Source organism: Streptomyces sp. NPDC057136, assembly GCF_042670885.1.
Classification (GTDB): Bacteria; Actinomycetota; Actinomycetes; order Streptomycetales; family Streptomycetaceae; genus Streptomyces.
Map to the genome: position 1 here is coordinate 152,913 of NZ_JBHUUV010000008.1, position 26,477 is coordinate 179,389.

Annotated in this window: 14 protein-coding genes; 9 read left to right on the top strand and 5 right to left on the bottom strand. The window is 70.3% G+C overall.

The window, feature by feature from the left end; translation table 11 throughout:
- Positions 1-66 precede the first annotated feature (66 nt).
- From ACFT7S_RS13125 to ACFT7S_RS13140, 4 genes are read left to right on the top strand one after another with little or no spacing between them, the layout of a single operon-like run.
- Positions 67-1,638: an isocitrate lyase/phosphoenolpyruvate mutase family protein gene (locus tag ACFT7S_RS13125; protein ID WP_382730583.1), complete on the top strand. Its 1,572-nt coding sequence runs from the start codon at positions 67-69 to the stop codon at positions 1,636-1,638.
- Positions 1,635-2,789: a phosphonopyruvate decarboxylase gene (aepY, locus tag ACFT7S_RS13130; protein WP_382730585.1), complete on the top strand. Its 1,155-nt coding sequence runs from the start codon at positions 1,635-1,637 to the stop codon at positions 2,787-2,789. The genes ACFT7S_RS13125 and aepY overlap by 4 nt, the downstream gene beginning before the upstream one ends.
- Positions 2,786-3,961: a 2-aminoethylphosphonate aminotransferase gene (locus tag ACFT7S_RS13135; RefSeq protein WP_382730587.1), complete on the top strand. Its 1,176-nt coding sequence runs from the start codon at positions 2,786-2,788 to the stop codon at positions 3,959-3,961. The genes aepY and ACFT7S_RS13135 overlap by 4 nt, the downstream gene beginning before the upstream one ends.
- A complete protein-coding gene (locus ACFT7S_RS13140) occupies positions 3,958-6,195 on the top strand; it encodes an FAD/NAD(P)-binding protein (protein WP_382730589.1) in 2,238 nt (745 codons plus the stop codon). The genes ACFT7S_RS13135 and ACFT7S_RS13140 overlap by 4 nt, the downstream gene beginning before the upstream one ends.
- Positions 6,196-6,304: 109 nt before the next feature.
- Here ACFT7S_RS13140 and ACFT7S_RS13145 read toward each other — a convergent pair whose 3' ends face one another.
- The 3 genes from ACFT7S_RS13145 to ACFT7S_RS13155 form a co-directional block, all read right to left on the bottom strand.
- Positions 6,305-7,867 carry an MFS transporter gene (locus ACFT7S_RS13145; protein WP_382730592.1) on the bottom strand — a complete coding sequence of 521 codons (1,563 nt, stop codon included), beginning with the start codon at positions 7,865-7,867 and terminating at the stop codon, positions 6,305-6,307.
- Positions 7,864-8,712 carry a sterol desaturase family protein gene (locus ACFT7S_RS13150; protein WP_382730594.1) on the bottom strand — a complete coding sequence of 283 codons (849 nt, stop codon included), beginning with the start codon at positions 8,710-8,712 and terminating at the stop codon, positions 7,864-7,866. The genes ACFT7S_RS13145 and ACFT7S_RS13150 overlap by 4 nt, the downstream gene beginning before the upstream one ends.
- A gap of 145 nt (positions 8,713-8,857) precedes the next feature.
- A complete protein-coding gene (locus ACFT7S_RS13155; RefSeq protein WP_382730596.1) occupies positions 8,858-9,616 on the bottom strand; it encodes a BTAD domain-containing putative transcriptional regulator in 759 nt (252 codons plus the stop codon).
- A gap of 344 nt (positions 9,617-9,960) precedes the next feature.
- On the opposite strand from ACFT7S_RS13155, the gene ccrA reads away from it, so the two are divergent.
- Complete coding sequence (gene ccrA / locus ACFT7S_RS13160) at positions 9,961-11,319, top strand: crotonyl-CoA carboxylase/reductase (protein ID WP_382730858.1); 1,359 nt, start codon at positions 9,961-9,963, stop codon at positions 11,317-11,319.
- Entirely contained in the window at positions 11,316-13,058 is a 1,743-nt protein-coding gene (locus ACFT7S_RS13165) for a 3-hydroxyacyl-CoA dehydrogenase family protein (RefSeq protein ID WP_382730598.1), read from the top strand. Before ccrA ends, ACFT7S_RS13165 begins: the two co-directional genes overlap by 4 nt.
- A 64-nt stretch (positions 13,059-13,122) precedes the next feature.
- On the opposite strand, the gene ACFT7S_RS13170 is transcribed toward ACFT7S_RS13165, so the two are convergent.
- The gene (locus ACFT7S_RS13170) at positions 13,123-15,774 is read right to left on the bottom strand and encodes an AAA family ATPase (RefSeq protein ID WP_382730601.1); all 2,652 of its coding nucleotides are present in this window, start codon (positions 15,772-15,774) and stop codon (positions 13,123-13,125) included.
- Between the two features lie 653 nt (positions 15,775-16,427).
- On the opposite strand from ACFT7S_RS13170, the gene ACFT7S_RS13175 reads away from it, so the two are divergent.
- Entirely contained in the window at positions 16,428-17,225 is a 798-nt protein-coding gene (locus ACFT7S_RS13175; protein WP_382730604.1) for a BTAD domain-containing putative transcriptional regulator, read from the top strand.
- 91 nt (positions 17,226-17,316) lie between these two features.
- Positions 17,317-18,510 (top strand): cytochrome P450, encoded by a 1,194-nt coding sequence (locus ACFT7S_RS13180; RefSeq protein ID WP_382730606.1) that lies wholly within the window; start codon positions 17,317-17,319, stop codon positions 18,508-18,510.
- 36 nt (positions 18,511-18,546) lie between these two features.
- Here ACFT7S_RS13180 and ACFT7S_RS13185 read toward each other — a convergent pair whose 3' ends face one another.
- Positions 18,547-20,154: a succinic semialdehyde dehydrogenase gene (locus tag ACFT7S_RS13185; protein ID WP_382730609.1), complete on the bottom strand. Its 1,608-nt coding sequence runs from the start codon at positions 20,152-20,154 to the stop codon at positions 18,547-18,549.
- A 275-nt stretch (positions 20,155-20,429) separates the two neighbouring features.
- Here ACFT7S_RS13185 and ACFT7S_RS13190 point away from each other — a divergent pair, with 275 nt between their 5' ends.
- Positions 20,430-26,459 carry an SDR family NAD(P)-dependent oxidoreductase gene (locus tag ACFT7S_RS13190; RefSeq protein WP_382730612.1) on the top strand — a complete coding sequence of 2,010 codons (6,030 nt, stop codon included), beginning with the start codon at positions 20,430-20,432 and terminating at the stop codon, positions 26,457-26,459.
- The last annotated feature ends 18 nt before the right edge of the window (positions 26,460-26,477 follow it).

A 26,477-nucleotide genomic window follows, 5' to 3' on the forward strand; every position in this document is an offset into this window, starting at 1 on the left:
GCCGACGCGATTCCGGCACACACCAGGGCAGAGCAGCTCGGACATCACAGGAATGCAGGGGGAAGTATGGAACCCGTCAGGGAAAAGAGTTTCGGCACGGGCGGAGCGACGCAACTGCGGGAGCTCTTCGCACGGCCGGGGGTGGTCCGGATCGTCGGCGCGCACAATCCTCTTGGCGCACGGCTGGCGGAACGTGCGGGGTTCGACGGTGTCTGGTCGAGCGGCCTGGAGATCTCGGCTTCCCAGGGGCTGCCCGACACGGACCTGCTGACGATGGCGGAATTGCTGTCCGTCGCCGGTTCGATGGCCGGCGCGGTGGACGTCCCCGTCGTCGCCGACTGTGACGCGGGGTACGGAAACGCCCTCAACGTCATGCACATGATTCGGCGCTACGAGCGCGCCGGGCTGGCCGCCGTCAGCATCGAGGACAAGGTCTTTCCCAAGGTCAACAGCTTCATCGCGGGCCGCCAGGAACTCGCCGGACTGGACGAGTTCTGCGGAAAGGTCGAAGCCGCCAAGAGCGCCCAGCGCGGCTCCGACCTCATGGTGATCGCCCGTATCGAGGCCCTGATCGCCGGACACGGGATGGAGGAGGCGTTGCAGCGGGGCGAAGCGTACGCCGAGTCCGGAGCGGACGCGGTGCTGATCCACGCCAAGGGCTCGTCCCCGGATCCCGTCCTCGAGTTCCTCCGGCGCTGGCGCCTCGACCTGCCCGTCGTCGTGGTGCCCACCACCTATCACACGATCACCGCGGACGAACTGGGCGCCGCCGGCGCCAAGATGGTCATCTACGCCAACCACGGGCTGCGGGCGGGGATCAACGCGGTCACCGAGGTGTACGGCAAGATCCTCTCGGAGGGGCGCAGCACGGGGATCGAGGAGCGCATCGCGCCGCTCGCCACGGTCTTCGACCTCCAGGGCATGGCCGCGCTGAAGCGGGACGAGGAGCGGTTCGTCCGCGAGCGCGGCCCCGGTACCCGGGCGGTGATCGTGCCCGGGGCGCCCATCGGCGCCCCGCGGGATCCGGCCGACGACTGCCGCTCCGGTCTCGCCCGGCTGCGTGCCGCCGCGCTCGAAGAGAGCGGGGTCGCCGACGTCGTCGCGGCCCCCGAGGGCGCCGGGCACCCGGCCGGGGACGCCGCTGCGGCGCTGGTCGAGGTACCGACCGGTTTCGCCGGCCGCACCGTGGTGAGCACTGATGACGTCTTCGCCGACGCCGAATCCCTCAACTGGCTGACCACCTCGACCGCCGACATCGCGGTCCTGGTCGATGTGGCCGCGCGTGACGGCGTGCCGGTGGCCCTGTCCTCGGGAACCATCGGCGGCCGACTGCTCGCCGGCACCGGTGGCCATGTCGTGACCGCCCTCGGTGAGATGGTGACGGGCCGGGCGAAGGGCGAGTTCCCGGGCGTCGCGGCCTTCTCGGCGCGCGGGTTCACCGCGCTCCAGCAGGCGGCGGAGAAGCGCAACGTGCTCCAGGAAGACCGCCCGGTGTCCCTGGTCGACCTGCTGTCCGACCTCATCGCCACCGGCTGGACGGTCCGGGCGACCGGAATCGCCGGAGGGTGGACGCATGTGCGTTCGCAGGAGGAGCTGCGCGAGCTGTACGCGCTGGTGTCCGAGCAGGTGACGGCTTGAGCGCGGCCCTCGACCCCGCGAAGGTCGTCGCACTCTTCGAGGAGGCGGGACTCGGTCCGTTCACGGGAGTGCCCTGCTCCTTCCTCGGCCCTGTGATCAGCTGCCTTCAGGACACCCGCCCGGACCAGTACCTCATCGCCGCCAATGAGGGCGAGGCGGTGGCCATCGCCGCCGGGTCGCGGCTGGCCGGCCGACGCCCCGTCGTCATCCTCCAGAACTCGGGTCTCGGCAACGCCGTCAATCCGCTGACCTCGCTGTGCCACACCCTGCGACTGCCTGTCCTGCTGCTCGTCACCTGGCGCGGTGAGCCGGGCTCGCCCGACGAGCCCCAGCACGAGCTGATGGGCCGGATCACTCCCAACCTCCTGACGGCCATGGAGATCCGAAACGAGATCCTGCCGCAGGACGAGGCGACGCTGGCGGAGCGCCTGCTGGTGGCCGACGAGCACATGCGGGACACGGGGCTGCCTTTCGCCTTCGTTGTCCGCAAGGGGGCCATTGCCCCCTACTCGTCCCCGGCCCGCTCCGGTCAGGTCCCGGCCGCGGCGCCCGAAACACGGACAGGGGCAGGCGCAGCCGGCGGGTACATGCTGCGCAGCGAGGCCATCGCCCACGTGATGCGCGTCGTCGGCGAACGGGCCCTGGTCGTCGCCACCACCGGCAAGACGGCCCGGGAGCTGGAGCACGAGTGGGACCGTCCCGGGAACCTCTACGTCGTCGGCTCCATGGGCTGTGCCTCCAGCATCGCCCTGGGTGTCGCCCTGCACGCACCCGCCCGCCAGGTGGTCGTACTCGACGGAGACGGCGCCGCGCTCATGCGACTGGAGGCGATGGCCACGATCGGCCGGCTGGGACCGCCCAACCTGCTGCACATCATTCTCGACAACGAGTCGTACGAGTCGACGGGCGGCCAGCCGACCGGCTCGGCCCACCTGAACTTCACCGAGGTGGCGGCAGCATGCGGCTACGTCCAGGCCGCCGAAGTGACCGGCCCCGAGGGCCTGATGGCCGCGCTGGAGCACCAGCTGCTGCACGTGGGCCCCTCCCTGCTCCGCGTACGAATTGCCTCGTATTCCGACCCCGGGCTGGGGCGCCCCGCCCTCCCACCGCCGGCCTCGGCCGCCCGATTCCAGGAGATGATCGCCCCGTGACCAGCGACTCCTTCGCTGTCCCGGCCGAAGCCGCCGTGGCCGGGCGCCGCTTGGTGCTGATGAACCCCGGTCCGGTGAACACCGTCGAAGCGGTGCGCGGCGCACTCGGAGGCCCTGACATGTGCCATCGCGAGCCGGAGTTCGGCGCGCTCATGAACCGGATCCGGCGCAAGGTCACCGCGGTGTGCGGCGGCGGCGCGGATCACGCGTCCGTCCTGCTCACCGGCTCCGGCACGGCCGCGCTTGAAGCCGCCGTGACCTCGGCGATTCCGGCGGACGGCGGGCTGCTGGTGGTCGACAACGGCCACTACGGCAAGCGGCTGTTCGACATCGCGAGCGTCCACGGCATCCGTGTCACCCGCCTCGACCTCGGCTGGGGCACCCCTGCGGACCCGACGACAGTCGGCCGTGCCCTGGCCGCCGACCCGTCCCTCACCCATGTCGCCGTGGTGCACCACGAGACCAGCACGGGGATGCTCAACGACGTCGCCGGCATCGGTGCGGTAGCCCACGAGCATGGGTGCCGCACCATCGTGGACGCCATCAGCAGCGTGGGCGCGGAGCCCTTGGACATCGTGCGGGACGGCATCGACTGGCTGGTCGGAACGGCGAACAAGTGCCTGGAGGGAATGCCGGGCGTCTCCTTCGTCTGTGCATCCCGGTGCGACTTCGACGGCCTTGCGGCTCACCCCTCACACACGTACTACCTCGACCTGAACCGGCACTACCAGGCGCAGGAGAAGGCTGGCGCCCCCGCCTTCACACCGTCGGTCCCCGTGTTCTACGCCTTCGAGGCGGCCCTGGACCTGGCACTCACCGAGGGTGTCACCGCCAGGGGCGCGCGTTACCGCGCCCTCGCCGAGCGGCTGCGCACCGGCCTGACGGAGCAGGGCCTGCGCATCATGCTCGCGCCCGAGCACCGCGCGGTGAGCCTGACCGCGATCCAGCTTCCCGCCGGAGTGCCGTACGAGACCCTGCACCATGCCTGCAAGCGTGCCGGGTTCGTGATCTACGCGGCCCAGGACCAACTGGCAGGCGGCTTCTTCCGCCTCTCCACCATGGGCGCCATGGACGAGCGGGAGATCGACAGGTTCCTCGGCGTGCTCGGCGCGGCGCTCTCCGGGACGGGGCGGGGCACGCCCGTGCGCACCGGACCCGGGGAGGCCGCGTGACCGGCACACCGAGGGTCCACCGGCTGGCCATCGTCGGTGGTGGGCCCCGCGCCACGTACGCCCTGGAACGGCTGTCGGCCGATATCGGCCGCCTCGGCCCGGGACGCTCGCTGGAGATACGGGTCTTCGAGCGGAGCGGGGAGTTCGGGTCCGGAGAGGCGCACAGCCCGACGCAGCCGAGGACGAGCTATCTGAACCGCATCGGCAACCAGGTGTCCTTCGCCGCCGACGAATCGGTGAAGGACGCCGGGCCGCTGCGCGCCCCCGGCCGGCGCCCCACCCTCCACCAGTGGTGCCGGAGCCGTTTCATCCGGACCGGCCACCCCGACCTCGACCTCGGCCCCGAGGACTGGCCCAAGCGCTATGTCCACGGCATGGCGCTCCAGGACATGTTCGGCAGTTACCTCACCGAACTGCGCGCGCATCCGCACGTCGACGTGTTCCTCCACCACGAGGAGGTCGTGGACGTGGAGCGGCACGGCGAGGAGCTGACGATACGAGTGGCCGACGGCGTCGGCTTCCCCGCCGACCAGGTGCTGATGGTGACCGGTCACACCCACCACGATCCGCGCTGGTCCGCGCGGTCGCGGGCGCTGATGGACTTCGCGTGCCGCACCGGGTCCACCTACGTCCCGTACGCCTACCCGCTGGACAAGGCGCTGACAGCCGACGTCAGTGGCGCCGGGCACGTCGTGGGCATTGCCGGTATGGGTCTCACGGCGATCGACGAGATCCTCTACCTCACGGAGGGACGAGGAGGGAGCTTCGTACCCGACGGGCAACTCGGCCTGCGCTATCGGCCCAGCGGTGCGGAGCCTGCGAAACTGCTGGCCTTCAGCGAGACGGGCCTGTTCACCTTTGCCCGCCCCGACAACCACAAAGAAGCCGACCCGGCCCGACTCGAACACCAGGGGGTGTTCCTGACGCCCGCCGCCGTGGACCAGCTGCGGGCGAGTGTCGGCATCCCCAGGGCAGGCGCAGGGCCCAACCAACTGGACTTCGAGCGGGACGTCTTGCCGCTCGTGGTCCTGGAGATGGCGTTCGTCCACTACACGACTCTCTTTGGCAGCCACTTGGCCGACTTCTTCGGCGAGCGGCTCGCTGGCGTCTACCGCGGGTTTCTTGCGGGCGGTCCGCCACACGGCGATCGCCCGGGAGACCCGGCGCGGCTGCTCGGTCCGCTGGAGGACGCCGTGAGCGAGCTGGCCGACGTGGTCGACGCGGTCCTGCACGGCCGCGTGACGGTGGCGCAGGCGGAGGCCGGCACGTCCGGCCGGCTGCCGGTGGAGGCCACCGTGCTGCGGTGGATCGGGGTGGTCTTCGGGGCCGAGCAGGAGGCGGTCACCCGGGCCGCCCTGTGCCGCAACCTCGCCGCGCCGGAGCGCGCCGCCGCGTCATGGGTCTCGCCCTGGCGGCTCGACGAACAGCCGCACGGGAATCGGTTCAGCTGGGAACGCACCCTGGCGCCCCTGGCCGCGGGCCCCTCGCGGTCTCCCGAGGAGTACCGGGCAGCGGTCCTCGACTTCATGGACCGCGACCATGTGTGGGCCATTCACGGCAATCTGAACAACCCCCACAAGGCAGCCGCGGACGGGGTGTGGCGGGATCTGCGCGGGGTCATCTCGTACGCGGTGGACGACGGAGGTCTCACCCCGGCGTCCCACCGCGTCTTCCTCTCGCGGTACGTTCGGGTCCACAACCGCCTCGCCAATGGCGCCGCCGCCGACGTCATGTCCCGTATCCGGGCGCTGATCCGGCACGGTGTGCTCGATGTCGGCACCGGCCCCGGAACGGTCGTCGTCAGGGACGCGGAGGCCGGCCGCTTCCGCGTCAACGGGCCCGTCACGGGCGCGTCCCGCCTGGTGGACACCCTGGCCGACGCCAGGATTCACCCCTTCGACCCGCACCTGGACGCGTCGCCGCTGTTCCGCAACCTGCTGGAGCACGGAACTGTACGGCTGTGGCGCAACGCCTCCGAGGGGGGCGACGTGTTCGAACCCGGCGGGCTCGACCTCACCGACCACTCCCACCCCGTGCGTGCCGACGGAAGCGTCGAGGAACGTCTCACCGTGCTGGGGCCGGCGGCGGAGGGTCGCAGGTCGTTCCTGCTCTCCGCGCTCCGCCCGGGTGCCGACCACTACGTCATGCGGGACACGCTCACGTGGCTCCAGGACTTCTGGGGGATGCTGGAGAGCGCTGACGCGGCCGGCATCGCCGCCGTACGGACGGCGTGAGGGTACGACCGAACGGAAGAGGGGCGGGAACCGCGGTCGCGGTTGCCGCCCCTCTTCCGGCGTCGGCCTGCCTCTTGGTCCCGTTCCTCTCATGCCACGGCTCGGCCTTCTACACCGTGGTCTTCACCTCTGACTCCGCTTCCTCCTCCGCTTCCTCATCCGGCGCCTCTGCCTCCGCCGCGGAACGGCGCAGCAGCAGCCACCCGGCCAAGGCGGCGAGAGCCGCCACGAGGCCCGAGATCAGGAGGGTGGCGTCCATGCCGTCGATAAAGGTGCCCGGGACGACGGACGCCGCCTCGGGTCCGAACGACTGCGGTGCGATCCCCAGGGAGACCGAACGGACCGCCTCGTCCAGTTCCCGCCCTGACAGCTGTGTGCCGGTCCCGGCGAGACGCTGCGGGAGAAGTCCGTCCACCCGGGCCACGAGCACAGCACCCAGCACGGCGGTGCCCAGGCTCCCGCCGACCTGCATGGCGGTCTGCTGGAGACCGCCGGCGACGCCCGAGTGGCGCAACGGCGCGGCGGCGACGATGAGGTGGGTGGACGCCACGATCACGGCGCTGAAGCCGAGCCCCAACACGACGAACCACAGGCGTAGTTCGCCCAGTGACGACCCGGCACCTGTGGCGTGCGCCAGACCCGCCGCGGCGACGGCAGTGAGCGCCATGCCCAGCAGGGCCGGCGCCCGCGAACCGGTGCGCCGCATCAGCAGGCCCGTGCCGATACCCGCCACGACCATGGCGAGGGTCAGCCACAGAACCAGGACGCCGCACTGCACCGGGGACAGGCCCAGCACGTTCTGCAGGAAGAACGTGCAGACGAACGGCACGCCGAACATGATGAAGGAGACCAGCACCATCAGCATCACTCCGGCCGAGAACGCGGGTGAGCGGAACAGCGACAGAGGTACGAGCGGTTCGGGCGCCCGTGCCTCCCACATGCAGAAGCCGGCGCCCAGGACGCAGGCGCCGGCGAGTGCCCCCCAGATCCTGGTGTCGCCCCAGCCGTACTCGGGAGCCTGTACAGATCCCCACAGCAGCGCGAGCAGTGTCCCGGAGAGCAGGATCACGGCGACGGGATCCGAGGATTTCGCCGCCGAGTCCAGGCGCGCCTCACGCAGGACCAGCAGGCCCATCGCGATGGCCACCACGCCGAGGGGCAGGTTGATGAAGAAGATGGACTCCCAACGGCTGTACTGCACCAACAGCCCGCCGATGACCGGGCCGGCCGCGGTAGCGATCCCAAGTGCCCCGCTGCGGACGGCGATCGGCACGTTCAGACGGTCCGCGGGGAACGTCGCACGCAACAGGGCGAGGGTCGGCGGCTGCATCAGTGCCCCGAACACGCCCTGGACCACCCGAAGTGCGGTGATCCACGTGATGTCCGTGGACAGGCCGATGGCGACGGACGTCGCTGCGAAGCCCGCCGTCCCCACCAGGAAGACCCGGCGGTGGCCCAGCCGGTCGCCGAGCTTCCCGGCAACGACGAGCATGGCCGCCAGCGACAGCAGGTAGCCCGTTGTCACCCACTGGATGTCCCCGACCGACGCCCCGAGATCGGCCTGCATGGCGGGCTGTGCGACGGCGACGACGGTGGTGTCCAGGGACACCATCATGCCGCCCAGGGCAAGGGGCGCCAGCGTGAGCCACGGGTGCCCGCGCAGGCGGTTCATGCCGCGGTGCGTTCCGGGGCCGGCCTGCTTCGGGCCTGCGGAGGCTGCCAGCCGGGCGGGCCGAACACATAGCCGGCACGATCACGCCAGGAGGTCGCGCCGCGGATGTCACGGAACATCTGGGCGAACTCGTGGGCCTGGATGCGCCAGATGCTGTGCGTGTTGATCTGCTTCGTCAGTCCGTACGTGGGGCGGTGGAGCTCCGGCTGGAACGTGCCGAACATCCGGTCCCAGATGATCAGCATGCTGCCGTAGTTCTTGTCGAGGTACTCCGGGTCGTTGCCGTGGTGAACCCTGTGGTGGGAGGGCGTCACGAAGATCGCCTCGATCGGGCGCGGGAGCTTGCCGATCTTCTCGGTGTGCGCGAAGAGGCCGTAGATGAGGTGCAGTGAGTGCATCGTGAAGACCAGGGCAGGCGGGACACCCATCAGAGGAAGCGGCAGCCACATCAACTTCTCGAACCACTGCGCCCATTTGCGCCGCAGGGCGACCGAGACGTTCAGGTACTGGCTGGAGTGGTGGACCTGGTGTCCCGCCCACAGCAGTCTGATGCGGTGGGTCATGCGGTGGTAGCAGTAGATGGTGAGGTCGACTCCGACGAAGAGAACGACCCACGTGTACCAGGCGTCCACGGGCAGCTGGAACGGCGCGATACAGACGTAGATCCACGCGTAGAAGACCAGAGCCGCGGTACGCAGCACACTCGAGACGACCAGAGCCCCAAGCCCGGTGAGGATGTTGGCGCGGGTGTCCTTCGCCGAAAAGCGCTCGCGATCCTCGTCGTCGAAGCGTATCGCTATGAATTCGACGAGGATAATCACCACAACCGCGGGAAGCGCGTACATGATGGGATCATGAAGGCGATCCGAGAGATGAGATAGCAAGAATTCTCCCGCTGTCGAACGGTGGAAATGTCGAGTAGACGTTGGCCCCACTGGGGCGTAGCGACAGTAACAGCGGGTGCAATTAATCCGGCTAAAATTCCACTAATCAGTACGCGACCGGCAGAACCCGGCGGGTCTCCAGCGAGGGGTCCCTCGCCAGGATTGCCGTGTGCAGCAGCCGGATCCGCTCGCCGGGTTCCAGCCCGAGCTCGTCAACCAGCGAATCGCGGACTCGGCGGTACGCCTCCAACGCCTGCGCGACGCGTCCGCTGCGGTACAGAGCAAGCATGAGTTGCGAGTGAATGGTCTCCCAGGTCGGGTGTTCGCCGGCGAGGCCGTACAACTCTGCGACGACGTTCTTGTGCTGGCCCAGGCTCAGCTGGATGTCGATCCGCCGCTCCAGGACCTCGATGCGCCTCTCGTCCAGCTGTCGGGCGAGGTTGTCGAACGTCGGCAACCCGCGGAGGTCCGCCAGGGCGCCGCCGCGCCACAGAGCGTGGGCGGCATGGAGGCCGGCCAGCGCTTCTTCCGGGCAGCCCGCGGCCGTGGCCGCCCGGGCCTGCCGGAAGTGGCGGTCGAACTCGTGCAGATCGAGCTCCCCGGCCCGCACCTCCAGCACGTAGCCGTGCGGCTTGGTAATCAGCCGGTCCGCGAGTCCGCCGTGCTCGTCGAGGTACTTGCGCAGCTTCGATACGTAGACCTGCAGGGCGGTACGCGCGGTCCTTGGCGGATGGCCCGCCCATAGCGCCTCGACCAGGCTGTCCCGGGAAACGACCGTCCCGGCGTGTACGCAGAGCAGGGCCAGGACCGACCTGATCTTCATGGGCTGCGGCGTCACCGCACCGTCGGCTTCGACCAGCTCCAACGGTCCCAACACCTTGAATCGCACCATGCGTTCCCCCCGTCGCGTTTGGTGGTGACCAAACGGCTGACCACGAATTGCGGCCGCAGTGGGACGATGCCGGAGCCCGCCGATACGGGCAACCCATAAATCCGCCTCAGCCCCGAGGCCCCCTTAGGTATACGGGGCGGTCGCTGCATGACCCCTACTCCGTGCCGACACCCCTGATTCTCTGGGGAGCCCATTCGACGTCGTCGGGGGGTCACCGAATAGGGGTTATCCGCCCGGGGGTGCCTGCTTAGGCTTCCTTACCGGCGCACACTCTTTCGGCGGCTCCTATTTTCAAGGAAAATCACGTGAAGGAAGTCATCGATACTGTTCTTGCAGGTGATGCGACAGCGAGGGATTTCGAATCCCTCCGGATGCCTGAAAGCTATCGGGGGGTCGTCCTGCGCAGGGAGGACGTCGGCATGTTCACCGGGATGGCCACCGGCGAGAAGGACCCGCGCAAGTCCCTGCACGTCAAGGAGGTCCCGGTGCCCGAACTGGGCCCCGGCGAGGCCCTGGTGGCGGTCATGGCCAGTTCCGTCAACTACAACACTGTCTGGAGCTCGATCTTCGAACCCATGGCGACGTTCGGGTTCCTGGAGCGGTACGCACGGCGCAGTGCCCTGGCCGCCCGTCACGATCTGCCCTACCACGTCGTCGGCTCGGACCTCGCGGGTGTCGTCCTGCGCACCGGTCCTGGTGTCACTGCCTGGAACCCGGGTGACGAGGTCGTCGCGCATTGCCTGTCGGTCGAGCTGGAGTCGTCCGACGGCCACAACGACACCATGCTCGACCCCGAGCAGCGCATCTGGGGCTTCGAGACCAACTTCGGCGGCCTGGCAGAGATCGCACTGGTGAAGTCGAATCAGCTCATGCCAAAGGCGGCGCACCTGAGTTGGGAGGAGGCGGCGGCGCTGGGCCTGGTGAACTCCACCGCGTACCGCCAGCTCGTCTCCCGTAACGGCGCCGGCATGAAGCAGGGCGACAACGTCCTGATCTGGGGCGCAAGCGGTGGCCTGGGCAGCTACGCCACCCAGCTCGCCCTCGCGGGCGGCGCCAACCCGGTCTGCGTCGTGTCCTCGGCTCAGAAAGCAGAGATATGCCGGGCGATGGGCGCCGAGGCGGTCATCGACCGTAGTGCCGAGGGCTACAAGTTCTGGAAGGACGAGCACAACCAGGACCCGCGCGAGTGGAAGCGGTTCGGCAAGCGCATCCGTGAGCTGACCGGTGGCGAGGACGTGGACATCGTCTTCGAGCACCCGGGCCGCGAGACCTTCGGCGCCAGTGTGTACGTGACCCGCAAGGGCGGCACGATCGTCACCTGTGCCTCGACCTCGGGCTACAACCACGAGTACGACAACCGCTACCTGTGGATGTCGCTGAAGAAGATCGTGGGCTCGCACTTCGCCAACTACCGCGAGGCGTGGGAGGCCAACCGCCTGGTCGCCAAGGGGAAGATCCACCCGACGCTGTCGAAGGTCTACTCCCTGGAGGACACCGGCCAGGCCGCCTACGACGTCCACCGCAACCTCCACCAGGGCAAGGTCGGCGTCCTGGCACTGGCACCCCGCGAAGGTCTGGGCGTGCGCAACCAGGAACTGCGCGAGCAGCACATCGACGCCATCAACCGCTTCCGCACGGCGCCGACGGGGCAGAAGGAAAGGAAGGCAGGGCGATGAACCCGTCAGTGGTAGGCATCGTGGGGCTGGGATCGGTCGGAGAGCCCCTGCTGCGCGCGTTGCACGCAGTCGGCCATGACGTCGTCGGTGTCGAGAGCGATCTCGACGTCCTGGCGCGGGTAGACCGGCGGCTGAAGGCCCCAGCAGCCGACGGGCCGGGCGGCAGCCGCTGTGTGCTGACGACTGACCTGGCGGCCATGGCCCGGGCCGACGTCGTCATCGAGGCCATGCCCGAGGACCTGGCGGCCAAGACCGAGACGCTCCGCCGGCTCGGCTCGCTGTGTGCGGAGCACACGGTATTCGTCAGCACCACTGCCGCGCTTCCCCTCGTGCGCCTCGCCGCCGCGTCCGGAAGGCCGGACCGGACCCTGGCGTTGCGCTTTCTGCGTCCCCCGACGGCGGGGGGCGCCGTCGAGGTCGTGGCCACGGCCATGAGCCGCGCTGAAGCCGTCGCCGTACTCGAGGGCCTGACGGCATCGCTCGGGCTGACTCCGGCGACGGTCGGCGCACACGCGGGCGACGATGCGACCAGCTTGGTGTACCGCTTCCTCAACCGTGCCGTGGCCATGATCGAGGACGGATACGCCGACCGGGACGCCATCGACGCCGCGATGCGGCTGGGCTGCGGCCTGCCCCTCGGGCCCCTGCAGCTCCTGGACCAACTGGGCCTGGACCATGCGCACTCCACGCTCGCCGCACAGTGGGAGCGCACCGGCGACGACACGTTCCGTCCCGCGCCGCTGCTCGGCTCCTTGGTCGGCATGGGAGCGCTGGGCAGGAAGAGCGGACAGGGCTTCTATGTGTACGACGAGACCGGAGCGCCCCAAGGGGCGGTGCGGACCCCGTCCCTGACGGACGCTGTCCACAACGGCCGCGGTGCCGGCACCAAGGACATCCGGCTTGTCGGCGTCGTGGGCTCGGGCACAATGGCCCGCGGTATCGCGGAAGTCACCGCGACCGCCGGACTGCGGACGGTCCTCGTGGCCCGCAGCCGGGGGAAAGCGGACGCGGCAGTGGAGGCGATCGGCGCCTCGCTCACCCGCGCCGTACGACGGGGCAGGGTCACACCCGACCGGAAGGCAGGGGCACTCGGGCTGATCGAGGGCGCTGACAGCTTCTCGGCGTTGGGAGACTGCGACCTGGTGATCGAAGCGACGGCGGAGGAACTCCCCCTCAAGCAGAGCGTCTTCGCCCAGCTGGGCTCGGTGTGCCGCCCAGGGGCTCTGCTGGCGACCACCACCTCCAGCCTCTCCGTCGCGGCCTGCGCGGACGCCTCCGGGCGCCCCCGGGACGTGCTGGGACTGCACTTCTTCAACCCGGCACCCGCGATGCAGCTGATCGAGCTGTCGCGCACGGCCATGACCGACGAGGAGACCGTCGCGGCCGCTCGGGCGTTCTGCGCCCGGCTCGGCAGGACCACGGTCGAGTGCGGGGACCGGGCCGGCTTCATCGTGAACCACCTGCTCTTTCCCTACCTCGGTGACGCCGTCCGGCTGCTGGACCGCCACGACAGCGCGATCGAGGAGACCGATGCCGCCCTGGAGCAGGGATTCGGATATCCGATGGGCCCGTTCGCCCTGCTGGACAGCATCGGCCTCGACGTCTCGCTGGCGATCATGCGACGCCTACGGGCGGAGTTCTCCGCACCGGATTTCGCAGTGCCACCCATGCTCGAAGAGCTGGTCGCCGGTGGCTTCTTCGGCCGCAAGAGCGGCCAGGGGTTCCGCTGCTGGTCGTAGGAGGGGAAGAGGGGTTTCCATGGCCCCGCTCCCCGGACCGCGCCGGGCCACTGCCCGGCCCGGGCTACGTACCGCTCCGGGCCGGTTTCCCGCTTGTCAGCAAGCCCATGATCAAGGGAAGGTCCGACCGCCCCCGGACCTCGAGCTTCTGGTACGTCCGTGTCAGGTGCTGCTCCACCGTGCTCGTCGTCACGAACAGCTCCTCGGCGATCTCCCGGTTGGTGCAACCCCGGGACGCCAGCATGGCGACCCGCTGCTCGGCTCGGCTGAGGACTTCGACGCGTCTGGTGCCCAGCCCCTCCTTGATGTGCGGGGCATCCCGCAGGACCGTCCCGGACCTGGACCGTTGCTTCACCGGCTGCGTCGGCCGGACCGTCATACGAGTGCTGCCGAACCGTTCGAGCGGCACCGCCTGCTCGTACAGCGGTTGGTTGCCCATCTTCTGCTTCGAGTGCCAGGCCTCGAGCAGTTGGTCGGCCTCGCCCTGATGCCCGAGCCCGGTCAACGCCTTGGCTGCGTACACCTGCCAGCCAAGCGACACCGAGGCGTTCAGGTTCCACGCGGCCATCAGGTCACGGCAGGCGTAGAAGTCGCCGAGTGCGGCCTGGTACCGCCCGACCGACAGGTGGTACCTGCCGCGCGCCAGGAGATAGTGCAGCCCCGGCACCGTCTCGAACATCGTCTCGGGCAAGGGGATCCTGAAGCACTCGGCCGCGCTTTCCTGGTCCCCCTGCGCCGTGCACGCCAGCACCTTGGCGGCCAGTGGAATACACAGGGCGATCCCCCATGCCGCCGGGCTCAGCAGGCTCAGCGCCTCGTCGGCCCGCCGCCTGGCCACCTCGAAGTTTCCGAGCCGGGTCTCCACCGCGGCGCTGGCCGCCGCGAGGATCGCCCGCACGGTGGGCGACCGGTGGTCGGCGTCGCGATAGAGCAGGTCGCACCACTCGGCGGCCTCGTCGAGCCACGCGGCGTCGAACAGCGAGGTCAGGGCCGCGCCTACGGCCGCCACGGAAAGGTCCTGCAGGGCCTGGCCCTGCAGGAGCCGCGAGGCAGTCTCGGCGACACCGCTGACCGGCCCCTCGGACCGCAGGGTGCGCAGAAGCAGCGCCCCTTCCGACTCCGGGTCGGCCGCTCTCAGGAACGGGGCCGACGCCGAACCGCCGAGCGCAACACCGCCGGCGTGGCGCGCTCCCAGAGCGGGATAGACGTAGGCGAACCAGATCCGCAGGATCTCCAGGCTGGTCCTGGACTCGCCCACCAGCTGATCCTCGGCGGCATCGAGATCGGTGAACACCTCCTCGGCCACCTGCGGCTGGCCCTGCCACAGCAGGTGGGCGATCAGCCGCATGCTGTGGCGCGGATCCAGAAGACCGCACCGGTGGTCGTCCAGCATCCGGCCGAGCTGGTGCCGGACCGCGCCGGGGTCCAATTCCCATTCCGCTTGGACGAGTTCGGAGCGGATCGCAGCCAGCTGTCGATCGTCCCGGCACGCGTCGTGCGCGGCACGCAGGAGTGTCACCGCCCCCTGCGCGTCGTTGGTGCGAAGGGCTTGATCGGCCGCGTGCAGCAACGTCGGGAGCGCCCAACTGTCGTCCACCGGGCCACCCGCCGCCAGATGGCCGGCGACCACCTCCGACGCGGCCCCGTCCTCGTACAGCAGGCGAGCCGCCTCGCGGTGCAACACGGCACGGCACTCGGGGGCCATGTCCGCCAGCACCGCCGTCCGGGCGGCTTCCAGGTTGTACCGCCCCTGAATGGTCAGGCCGATGGTGTCCAGGACGCCCATTGCGGCTGTGGCGCCGCCGCCGGCAATGTTCATCAGCCGCTCGACGAGCATCGGCGTCGCCGCCGTACCCAGCAACGCAAGGCCGTGGGCAACGCGCCGTACCGGCTCGCTCACTTGGCTGACCAGGTACTGGACCGCCAGTCCGAACGCTTTGCCCGCGACCGGGGTGGCACCGTCCCCCTCCGCTGCGGCCGTCTGCCGGTCCGTCAGCAGCGCCTGCAACAACAGCGGGCTGCCGCCCGAGGCGCCCTGCCAGGCAGGCAGGTTGCCGAGGGCGCCCTCCGGCCGGGTCGCCTGGTCTGCGATCGAGGACCCGATGCACTCCGTCGACAGCGGAGTGAGATGAACCAGAGCGCACCGGGGATTCCGGACGAACTCGGCCGTCAGAGAGAAGGTGGCTTCCGGTACTTCGGTGCGCTCACCAAGAACCATGAGAACGCGCGAGAGCCCTACCCGTCGTATCCCGTAAAGCAGGCAATGTAAGGAAGCCGGGTCGATCTCATGGATGTCGTCGACCGTGATGACTATGAATTCACGCTCGGCCAGCCGGCGGATGACCCCATGGATGGAGTCGATCACTGAAATTACCTGGGAGGGCGGGAGACACGACGAGTCCCAGCATTCGGCGGGAAACCGACGCGCGGCCTCCAGCAGCTCGGCCAACTCGGCCGCCTCGGAGGCCGGTAGACCCCTGGCACCTATCAGCTGGCCTATCACCCCCATCGGCAAGTCCCGCTCCGCGCACGAGGCAACACCGCTCAGAAGCACGGCCCCTAACGACTCGACATGTGTCTGGATATCACGGAGCAGGGTGGTCTTGCCCATCCCGTGTGCACCTGCGACGAGCACGGCCCGGCCATCGCCGCTTTCTGCGTGCACGAACATGTTCTTGAGGACTTTCCATGCGCGCGTTCGATCCAACAGATCCATAGAGTTGCCCCCGTGTTTCTTTCGCGAAGCCTGGAACGTTGATCAACCTACCTTGGCGGCTGAGGCAGGTGCCGTGTTCCACCCTCACCCTGGGCACCTCGCCTCCCTCCTGCCGGACCACCACGCGCTTGGACGCGGGCTCGCGCCTGTCCCCCGCTCCAGCAAGCGGCCAGTGGGCGCACACCCAAATCGAACGTGTGATCTAGGACGGTCATGCAATCTACCCACCGTGATTTGGCGGCAACAAGGAAGTTGAGGAAACCTTGAGCTCGGTACGCCCACAGCGAAGCGGAATCAAAGACTTCGGGACTGAGCACACACGAACACAACCCCTGGACGATCAACGGTTTCAGACACTTGATAATCAGAAGTCGGGTTCGTCGCGTGCCCACCGGCCCCGATAAGGCCGAACACCGACGATCAGGGCCAACCACCCATCTCGACCGGCAAGAACGCTCCAGTCCTGTACAGCTCGGCGGGGTACTTCCTCGGCGAACTTTCGACTCTCGACGGCCATCAAGATCGGAAGTCTCCGGACAAACCGGGGAGATTCGCTCCGACCTTGAAATCACCCCTGGGGGTTGTTCGGACCACCACCCCCTGGCAGCATGCAACGCCGGTCAGCTGTCAGCAGCCGAACGAGACGGGGGAAAATGGGTACTGCGAATGTTCAGTTCCACGTATTAGGTCCAGTGGAAATCACCAAAGGTACTTGCTCGATCACGCCGAAGGCCGCGAAGATCAGAGCCCTCATGGCGTTACTCTGTGTAAAGTCCGGAACAGTCGTCTCCAGGGACTTCATCATCAACGCTCTCTGGTCAGGAAACCCCCCGCGCACGGCGCGCACGGCACTCCAGGTCTACGTCTCCAAACTCCGCAAGCACCTCGACGCACACGCGGGACTCGCCGGCCGGCTGATCACCAGACCGCACGGCTACATGCTGGAGCTGGGGACCTCGGAGCTGGACCTCCGCGCCTTCGAGCTGCAGGTCAGCCTGGCCAAGTCGACCGCCGCAGCCGGCCGTACGGACGAGGCGCTGGAGAACTGGCGAGCGGCGTGCGACTTCTGGCGGGGCCCCGCCCTGGCCGATCTGCGGGGGCTTTTGGTGTTCGAGAATTTCGCCCGGCAGTTGGACGAAAAGCGTATCGATGCCCTGGAGCAGCGGATCGCCCTGGAGTTGAACCTCGGCCGGCACGCAGGCATCATCAGCGAGCTCTGCGGACTGGTCGCCGAATACCCCCTGTGGGAGGACGTCCATTCCCAGCTCATGCTCTCGCTGTACCGAAGTGGCCGGGTAGCAGAATCGCTCCACATTTACCACAAGGTGCGTGACGCGCTCGTCCGGGAGCTCGGCCTGGAACCTGGTGAGCGAATTCAGCGGCTCCATCAGTCGATCCTGGTCCGCGATCCGGATCTCGACGCATTCCCCGTGCTTTCACGAGCCGGTTGACGAACTCCGGGTTGCTGGCAGCCCCTGGTCAGAATCAGGACATTACGGCGTCTCATCAAAGCCCTGTCCCCACTTGTCTAAAGTGCTCCGCATGACCAAGATCGTGGATCTCACCGCGCACGGCGACGAGTTCACCGCCGACCCCTATCCGCTCTACGCCAAGCTGCGCGAACGCGGCCCCGTGCACCGGGTGCTGACGGACGAGGGCGAGCAGTGGCTGATCGTCGGGTACGACGCGGTCCGGGCCGCGCTCACCGACCCCCGGTTACACAAGGACTGGCGGCGCAAGTCCCGCCCCAACTCGGACGGCGACCGGGTGTCGCCGATCGACGCCAACCTGCTGGAGACCGACCCGCCGGACCACACCCGGCTGCGGAAGCTGGTGTCCAAGGCATTCACCGCCCGGCGGATGGCCTCGCTCCAGCCGCGCATCCAGCAGCTCACCGACGAGCTGGTCGACGCACTGGTGGCGAAGCAGGACCGCCGGGCGGACCTGGTGGACGCCCTCGCCTTCCCGCTCCCGATGACCGTGATCTGCGAGCTGCTGGGCGTCCCCGAGCTGGACCGCGAGGCGTTCCGCACATGGTCGAACGACTTCGTCGCGCCGACCGGCCCGGAGTCCGCGACGGCCGCGGTCGCCGCCATGGAGAGGTACCTCGACGAACTGATCGAGGACAAGCGTGCCTCGGCGCTGACCGACGACCTGCTCAGCGCCCTGATCCGGACCCGCGCCGAGGACGGTGACCGCCTCTCCCGCGACGAACTGATCGCCATGGCGTTCCTGCTGCTGGTCGCCGGGCAGGAGACCACCGCCAACCTGATATCCGGCGGCCTGCTGTCGCTGCTCAAGCACCCCGGACAACAGGCCGCGCTGCAGGCCGACTTCTCGCTCCTAGACGACGCGGTGGAGGAGATGCTCCGCTACGACGGCCCGGTCGAGACGTCGACCTTCCGCTTCACCGAGTTGGACATCGACTTCGCCGGGACAGTGATCCCCGCGGGCGCGATCGTGCGGGTGGTGCTCGCCGCCGCCGACCGCGACCCGTCCCGCTTCCCGCTGCCCGACAGCTTCGACATCCACCGCTCCCCCCAGTCCCACCTTGCCTTCGGCCATGGCATCCACTACTGCATCGGCGCCCCACTGGGGCGTCTGGAGGCCCGTATCGCCATCCGCACGCTGCTGGAGCGCTGCCCCGGACTGACCCTGGACACCGACCCGGGAGCGCTCGACTGGCGTCCCGGGCTGCTGATCCGGGGCGTAAAGCGACTGCCGGTGCGCTGGTGAGCACCGTGGCGGTGCACCGAGGAGGCTGCGCTGCCGTCAGCGCAGCCGGAGCTGCTTCAGCAGCCGCAGGCTCCTCGTCATGAAAGCCGCGTAGCCGGCGCCTTCGACCTTGAGCGGGCCGAGCGCGAAGGGTGCCATGGGCAGCAGCCGCTGCTGGGCGATGGTCTGCGACTCGGTGAAGCGCTGGATGCCTTCTGCCCCGTGCCGGCGGCCCAGCCCCGAGCTCTTCCGGCCGCCCATCGGGGACCCGACGCTTCCGAAGGCGGAGGCATAGCTCTCGTTCACGTTCACCATGCCGGTCCGCAGCCGGGCGGCAAAGGCCCGGCCGCGGGCCCCGTCCCTGGTCCAGACGCTCGCGTTGAGGCCGTAGTCGGTGTCGTTGGCGAAGGCGGCGGCCTCGCTCTCGTCGGCGAACCGGTGGACCGAGACCACGGGTCCGAAGGTCTCCTCCGCGAAGACTCGCATGGAGGCGTCCACCCCGGACAGGACGGTGGGTTCGTGGAACAGCGGACCGAGGTCCGGCCGCGGGCGCCCGCCGACGACCACCTCGGCCCCCTTCGCCACCGCGTCCGCCACGTGTTCCTGCACGGTCCTCAGCTGCTGACGGGAGACGAGCGAGCCCATGTCCGGCCCGTATTCGAGGTCCGCGCCGAGCCGCAGCGCGGCCGTCCGCTGCGCGAAGGCGGCAAGGAACTCCGCCGCCACGACCTCGTGCACGTAGATCCGCTCGATGGACATGCACAGCTGTCCGGCGGAGGCGAAGCAGCCCCGGAGCGCTCCATCCACCGCCCGGTCGAGGTCGGCGTCCTCGAACACGATCATGGCGTTCTTGCCGCCGAGTTCGAGCGAGCAGCCGACGAGCCGGTCGGCCGCCCGTCGGCCGACCTCGCGCCCTGTGCGGGTGGAGCCGGTGAAGCAGGCGTAGTCCGCGTGCTCCACCACCGCCCGGCCGACCACAGGTCCCTCGCCGATGACGGTGCGCCACACCTCCCGCGGCAGGCCCGCCTCCACCAGCAGTTCGCGGACCCAGAGCGTGCTCAGCGCCGACTGGGTATCGGGCTTGGTCACCACAGCGTTCCCGGCCGCGAGCGCCGGCAGCGCGTCGCTGACGGTGAGCGCGAGCGGATAGTTCCACGGGACGATCTGGCCGACCACCCCCACCGGGTGACGCACCTCCACCGTCCTGGTGACTCCGGGGATCGCCCCTCCGCGGCGCCGTGGCTTGAGATAGGAGTGCGCCGCGCGGCCGTAGTGGCGGACCACCGCGGCCGACGCGAGGACCTCCTCCAGCGCATGCAGCCGTGTCTTCCCGGTCTCCAGCTGGATGAGATCGAGGATCTCCTCCTGGCGTGCGAGCAGGAGATCGTGGAACCGCAGCAGCACCTGCGCGCGGCGCCGCACCGGGACGGCCGCCCACTCCTCCTGTGCCTCCCGGGCGCCGGCGAAGGCACGGGCGACATCATCTGTCGATGACTCCGGTATATCGGCGAGCTTCCGCTCGTCGAAGGGGCTGCGCCTGAATGTGGAACCGCTCCCGTGCACGTCCGCGACGAGACGGTGCACTAATTCTGGATCAAACACCCAATCCCGTACGTCGGTCGGGTCGGAGAGAGTTCCGGAAGAACTGCTCGTGCGGTGAATCATTACGCTCCGATCGGCGGTTCCTGATCGTGGAAATCCTGCCTGCGCAACCGAAAACCCTACCGCACGAAAGGTCGTCGGCGGGGTGGCGATCAGGCCGCCTCCGAGCTGATGCCGGCCGGTTAGTCAGGCTTTAGCGACGCTTTGGCCTGTGCTCCTAACGTGGGGAGCGGCACGGTGGCCACACCTGCAGCAGTACCGGACATTTCAGAATATCCGGGCTCTTCAACCATCGCCGCACCTCGCGCGAGTTCACGCGAGGTACAGAGGAGGGCTTTGTGAGCAACACCCGGTCCGAGCTGGTCGCCGCCGATCTGGTCGCCATTGTCGGAATGGCAGGAAGATTCCCGCAGGCGCCGGATCTGGAAGCGTTCTGGGAACTGCTCATCAAGGGTGGCGACGCGGTGGGTCCGGTGCCGCAGGAACGCTGGGACCCGGCCCGGGTAATTGACCCGACACGCGAAATCCAGGGGGTCGGGGGATTCATCGACGGGGTCGACGGATTCGACGCCGAGTTCTTCGGGATCTCACCGCGCGAGGCCGAGGTCCTGGACCCGCAGCAGCGGCTGATGCTGGAGACCGTCTGGCACACCCTGGAGGACGCGGGCGAGGTGGCCGCAGGGCTCCGCGGCTCGCGCACCGGGGTGTACGTGGGCGGGCTCTGGCACGACTACGAGCTGCTCCGCAAGGACAGCGGCGCCGCCGCGACCCAGCACAGCATCGTCGGCAACTCGCTCGACATGGTCTCGGCCCGGCTCTCGTACTTCCTGGGGCTGACCGGTCCCAGCCTGACCATCGAGTGCAGCTGCTCCTCCTCGCTGGTGGCGCTCCACCAAGCCTGCCAGGCGCTGCGGTCCGGTGAGATCGAGGCCGCGCTGGTCGGCGGTTCGAACCTCATGCTGACCCCCGAAGTCACCATCGGACTCACCCACTTCGGCGGCCTGTCGCCGACCGGCCGCTGCCACGCCTTCGGCGCGGGGGCCGACGGCTTCGTACGCGGTGAGGGTGTCGCCGCCGTCTACCTCAAGTCGTACGAGCGTGCCGTGCGGGACGGCGACCGGGTGCGCGCGGTGATCGCCGCCAGCGCGGTCAACAACGACGGTGGCGGCGAGAGCCTGGTCACCCCCAACCCGCAGGCGCAGCGCGAGCTGCTGCGGCGGGTCTACGGCTCCGGCGGCGTACCGGCCGGGCGGCTCGCCTATGTGGAGGCGCACGGCACGGGCACGGTGCGCGGTGACGCCGCGGAGGCGGGCGCGCTCGGGGAGGTGCTGGGCACCGCCCGCACCGGCGGGCGGCTGCACATCGGCTCGGTGAAGACCAACATCGGCCACCTGGAGCCGGCCGCGGGTCTGGCCGGGCTCTTCAAGGCGGTACTCGCGCTGGAGCACGGCACCGTACCGGCGAGTCTGCACGCCGAGGAGCTCAACCCGGACATCGACTTCGACGGGCTGAACCTGGCCGTGGCGAGGGAACCTCTGCCGCTGGAGCCGGACAGCCTGATCGGCGTCAACTCCTTCGGCTGGGGCGGGACGAACGCGCACGCCGTCGTCGCGCTGCCGCCACCGACGGGGCCGGCAGCGGAACCTGCGACGCCGGTCACGGACTCCTCCACCGAACCCTTCCTCGTACCGCTGAGCGGTCACAACGCGCAGGCGCTGAGCCGCCGCACCGAGCAGGTCGAGGAGCAGCTGCGGGCCGGCGCGTCCGCCCGGGAGACCGCGCAGGCGCTCGCCTGGCACCGCGACCACTTCCCGGAGCGCCGCGCCCTGTTCGGGCCCGGGCTGACCGAGACGGCGGCGGGCCGGGCCCGGGAGGCGGGCAAGGTCGCGTTCGTCTTCCCCGGCCAGGGTGCGCAGTGGGCGGGCATGGGCGCCGGACTGTACGGGCACGACGCCGCCTTCACCGAGACCATGGACCGGTGCGCCGAGGCGCTCTCCCGCCACGTCTCCTGGGATGTGCGCGACCTGGTGACCGGCCGCGCGGACCTGGCAGGCGTGGACCGGGTACAGCCCGCGCTGTGGGCCACCTCGGTATCGCTGGCGGCGGTGTGGGAGCGGGCAGGCGTACGGCCCGATGTCGTCGTCGGCCACAGTCAGGGCGAGATCGCCGCCGCCACCGTCGCCGGAGCTCTCTCGCTGGCGGACGGTGCACTGGTGGTGAGCAGGCGCAGCAGCCTGCTGCGGCAGGTCGCCGGGCGGGGCCGGATGCTCGCCGTGGACCTGGACCCGGCCAGTGCGCAGCAGGCCCTCGCGGGCTTCGAGGGGCTGGTCGAGCTGGCGGTGCACAACGGGCCGCGGTCCTGTGTGCTGGCCGGCGACACCGACTCGGTGCTGCTGCTGAAGGAGATCCTGGAGGCCGACGACGTGTTCTGCCGGCTGGTCGACGTCGACTACGGGTCGCACAGCCCGCAGATGGACGCGATCGGACCGGCCATCCACGAGGTGCTGGCCCCGGTGATCCCGCGCGCCGCACACACGCCGATGCTGTCCACCGTCGGCCTGAAGTGGCTCGACGGCACCGAGACCGGCGCCGGGTACTGGGCGGCCAACCTGCGCAGCAGGGTGCGGTTCGCCGAGGCCGTGGACCAGCTTCTCGACGACGGCGTCAGCCACCTCGTCGAGATCAGCCCGCACCCGGGGCTCGGCACCGCACTGCGGCAGCTCGGCGCCGCCCGCGAGGGGCCACCGGTGGTGCTGGGCACGCTCCGCCGCGGCGAGGGCCGGCCCGAGGACCTGGTCCGGGCGTTCGCCGAGGCGTACGTGTCCGGACTGCCCGCCTGCGGCCCGCGCCCTGCTCGGCGGCCGTCCGCGGTGCCACCGCCGTACCCGTTCCAGCGCGAGCGCTACTGGTTGCGCCCCCGGCAGCGGCCTTCGTCGCACGACGGGCGGCTGGAGCTGCAGTTGAGCCCGTCCACGGCGAACGGCCTCTGGGAGGACGCCGTCGGACTCACCGTCCAGGACCATCCCTGGCTGGCCGACCACCAGGTGCACGACGCCGCGCTCTTCCCCGCGGGCGGCTACCTGGCGCTGCTGCAGCACGCGCTGCGCGACCGGGCCGATGGCCGACTCCTGCTGCGGAACGTCCAGCTGTCGGCGGCGCTGACCGTGGGCGAGGAGCCGGTGCGGCTCGGCGTGACCTGGCGCCCCGGCGCGGGCTCGGCGGGCGTCGTGACGGCGGCCTCCGGCGACGAGACCGGCTGGACCCAGCACTGCCGGGCAGTGGCCTCCTGGGGCGGACCGCTGGACGCCCCGGCCTTCCCGGACCACCTGCTCGACGGTGACCGCCTGACGGCGGAGGAGTTCTACCGGCGCTGCACGGAGCGGAACCTGGGCTACGGGCCGGCCTTCCGCTCGGTGACCGGCGCCCGACTCGGCGAGGGCGAGGCCCTGGTCTCCGTGGAGCTGCCGGGCGGCAGCCCCTCGGGGCGGCTTGCGGGGGCGCTGCACCCGGTGCTCTGGGACGGAGTTCTGCAGGCCGCCCTCGTGGTGAGCGACGGTCCTTCGCTGCCGGTCGCGATCCGGTCGGCGGCCCTCGACGCGGTCGACGCACCCCGGCTGTGGGTCCATGCCCGGCGCGCGGAGCGGGGCTTCGAGCTGACGGTGTTCGACGCCGCCCATAGCCCGGTCGGCCATCTCGACGGCGTGGTTCTCGCGGATCTGCCGGTCCGCAGAAGCGAGGACGACCTGGTCCGGCACGTGTTCCGCACCCAGTTCGCGGCGCAGCCGCGGGAGGCGGGGGACCCCGGCCCTGTGGTCGTTCGCGGGCGGGCGGAGGTGCTCCCGGAGGCGACCGGTCAGGAGGAACTGGCCAAGGCCGGCACGGTGGTCTTCGTCGCTCCCGAGGACGGCCGGCAGGGGCTCGCGGAACTGACGGAGCTGGTACGCCACTGTCTCGCCGAGAACCCCTCGGTACGGCTGGCGGTGGTGGTACGGGAGGGTGACCCCGGAGCCGGGCTCTACGACGGCTATGTGGCCGTGCTGCAGGCGGAACACCCGCAGCTCGGCACCCGGCTGATCACGGTCGACACCTTCTCCCCGGAGGTGCTGGAGGAGCTCGGTGCCACCGAGGACCGGGTCGCACTGCGGGGCGGTGAGCGCCTCGTCGGGCGGCGCGTACGCGGCGGGGCGCCGACCGCTCCCCCGCCGCACCGCACCGGCGCGGGCCCGCAGCCGTACCGACTGGGCATCTCCCGAGCGGGCAGCCTCGACTCGCTGTGTGCCCTGCCGCTGGATCAGGCACCGCTCGCCGAGGGGCAGGTGACGGTGGACGTGGCAGCCGCCTCCCTCAACTTCATCGATGTGATGAAGGCCCTGGGTGTGTACCCGGACAGCTCGCCGGACCGCGACGTGCTGGGGCTCGAATGCGCGGGCACCGTGGCGGCCGTGGGCCCCGGGGTGACCGGTCTCGCCGTCGGGGACCAGGTGGTGGCGTGCGGCTTCGGGGCGCTCGCCTCGCAGGTCGCGGTGGACGCGCGCCACGTGCTGCCGGTACCCGCCGGGCTGAGCCTGCCGGAGGCGGCGGCGCTGCCCATGGTGCTGGTCACCGCCTGGTACTCGCTCGTCCACCTGGCGCGGCTGGAGCCGGGCGAGACGGTGCTCATCCACTCCGCCACCGGCGGCCTCGGCCTGGCGGCCCTGCAGATCGCGCGGCGGGCCGGGGCGGAGGTGCTCGCCACCGCGGGCACCCCGGAGAAGCGGCGCCGGCTGCGCGTGCTCGGGGTACGGCACGTCTTCGACTCGCGCGGTCTGGACTGGGCCGAGGGTGTGCGCCAGGCGACCGGCGGCCGGGGCGTGGACGTCGTGCTCAACTCCCTGTCGGGCGCGGCCATCCCGCTCGGCCTGGACGTACTGGCCGAGGACGGCCGGTTCGTCGAGGTCGGCAAGCGGGACATCCACGACGGGACCTCCGTCGAGCTCGGCGCGTTCAAGAAGTCGGTCTCCATCACCGCGGTCGACATCGCCGGCCTGCTGCGGCGACGCCCCGAGCGATTCGCGCAGGCGCTGGGCACGGTGTGGGAGCTGGTGCGGACCGGGGAACTGGCACCGCTCCCGGTACGGACGTCGCCGTTCGCCGAGGCCGCAGCGGCCTTCCGCACGATGTCGCGGGGCGAACACATCGGAAAGCTCGTGCTCACCGGCCCGTCGGACGGCACCGCGGTGACGCCCGAACCACTGCCCGGCGGCCGGTTCCGCGAGCGGGGCACGTATCTGATCACCGGCGGACTGGGCGCCCTCGGCATGTCGCTGGCGGAGTTCCTGGCCGCCTCCGGCGCGGGCGCGATCGCACTGCTCGGCCGGTCGGAGCCGGCCGAGACCGAGCGGATCGAGGCGCTGCGCGCGACCGGCACCCAGGTCCAGGTGTGGTCCGCGGACGTCACGGACCAGCAGCGGATGCGAACCGTGCTGGCGGAGATCCGGGCGACGATGCCGCCGCTGCGCGGGGTCTTCCACGCGGCGGGCATCCTCGACGACGCCACCGTGGAGCGGCTCGACGCCGCGCGTACCGACCGGGTGCTGCGCCCCAAGGCCGACGGCGCCCGGGTGCTGCACGAGCTGACCGCCGCCGACGGGCTGGATCTGTTCGTGCTGTTCTCCTCCGCCGCGGCCTTCGTAGGCACCGCGGGCCAGGCCGCCTACGCCGCGGCCAACAGCAGCCTGGACGCGCTCGCGAGGGAGCGCCGCAGGGCCGGGCTGCCGGGCCTGAGCGTGCAGTGGGGGCCGGTCGCCGGCATCGGCCTCGCGGCCCTCGACGCGGCACGCGGCGGCCGGCTCGCGGACCGTGGCATGGGCAGCGTGACCCCGGAGGAGTGCTGGCGCGCGCTGCGCCGGTTCATCGAGACGGACGAGGACGTGGTCGCGTACGTGGCACTCGACGCACAGCGCTGGCTGGAGACCTATCCGGCCGCCGCCGGGCTGGCGAGCTGGCAGCAGCTCGCGGAAACGGACGGCCCCGCCGCGGAGACAGGGCTGTGGAACGTGCCCGCGGAGCACCGGCGCGAGCTGGTGGAGGAGCTGGTGCGTGCCGAGGCCTCGCAGGTGCTCCGCATCTCCTCCGACCGGCTGGCCCGGGACGTGGCGTTGAGGTCGGTCGGCATGGACTCGCTGATGTCGCTGGAGCTGCGCAACCGGCTGGAGGCCGCGCTGGGCCTGCGGCTGAGCCCGACGCTGCTGTGGAAGTACGGCAGCCTCGCGCGCCTCGGCGCCGCGCTGTCGGAGCTGCTCGACGAGGCGAGTCCGGAGTCGGCGGGGCCCGACCTTGCGGACCCGGCCCCCGCGAGCACGGTTCCCGCCGCCCCGGCACCGGCCTGAGCCGGGCCCCGCCCGGCT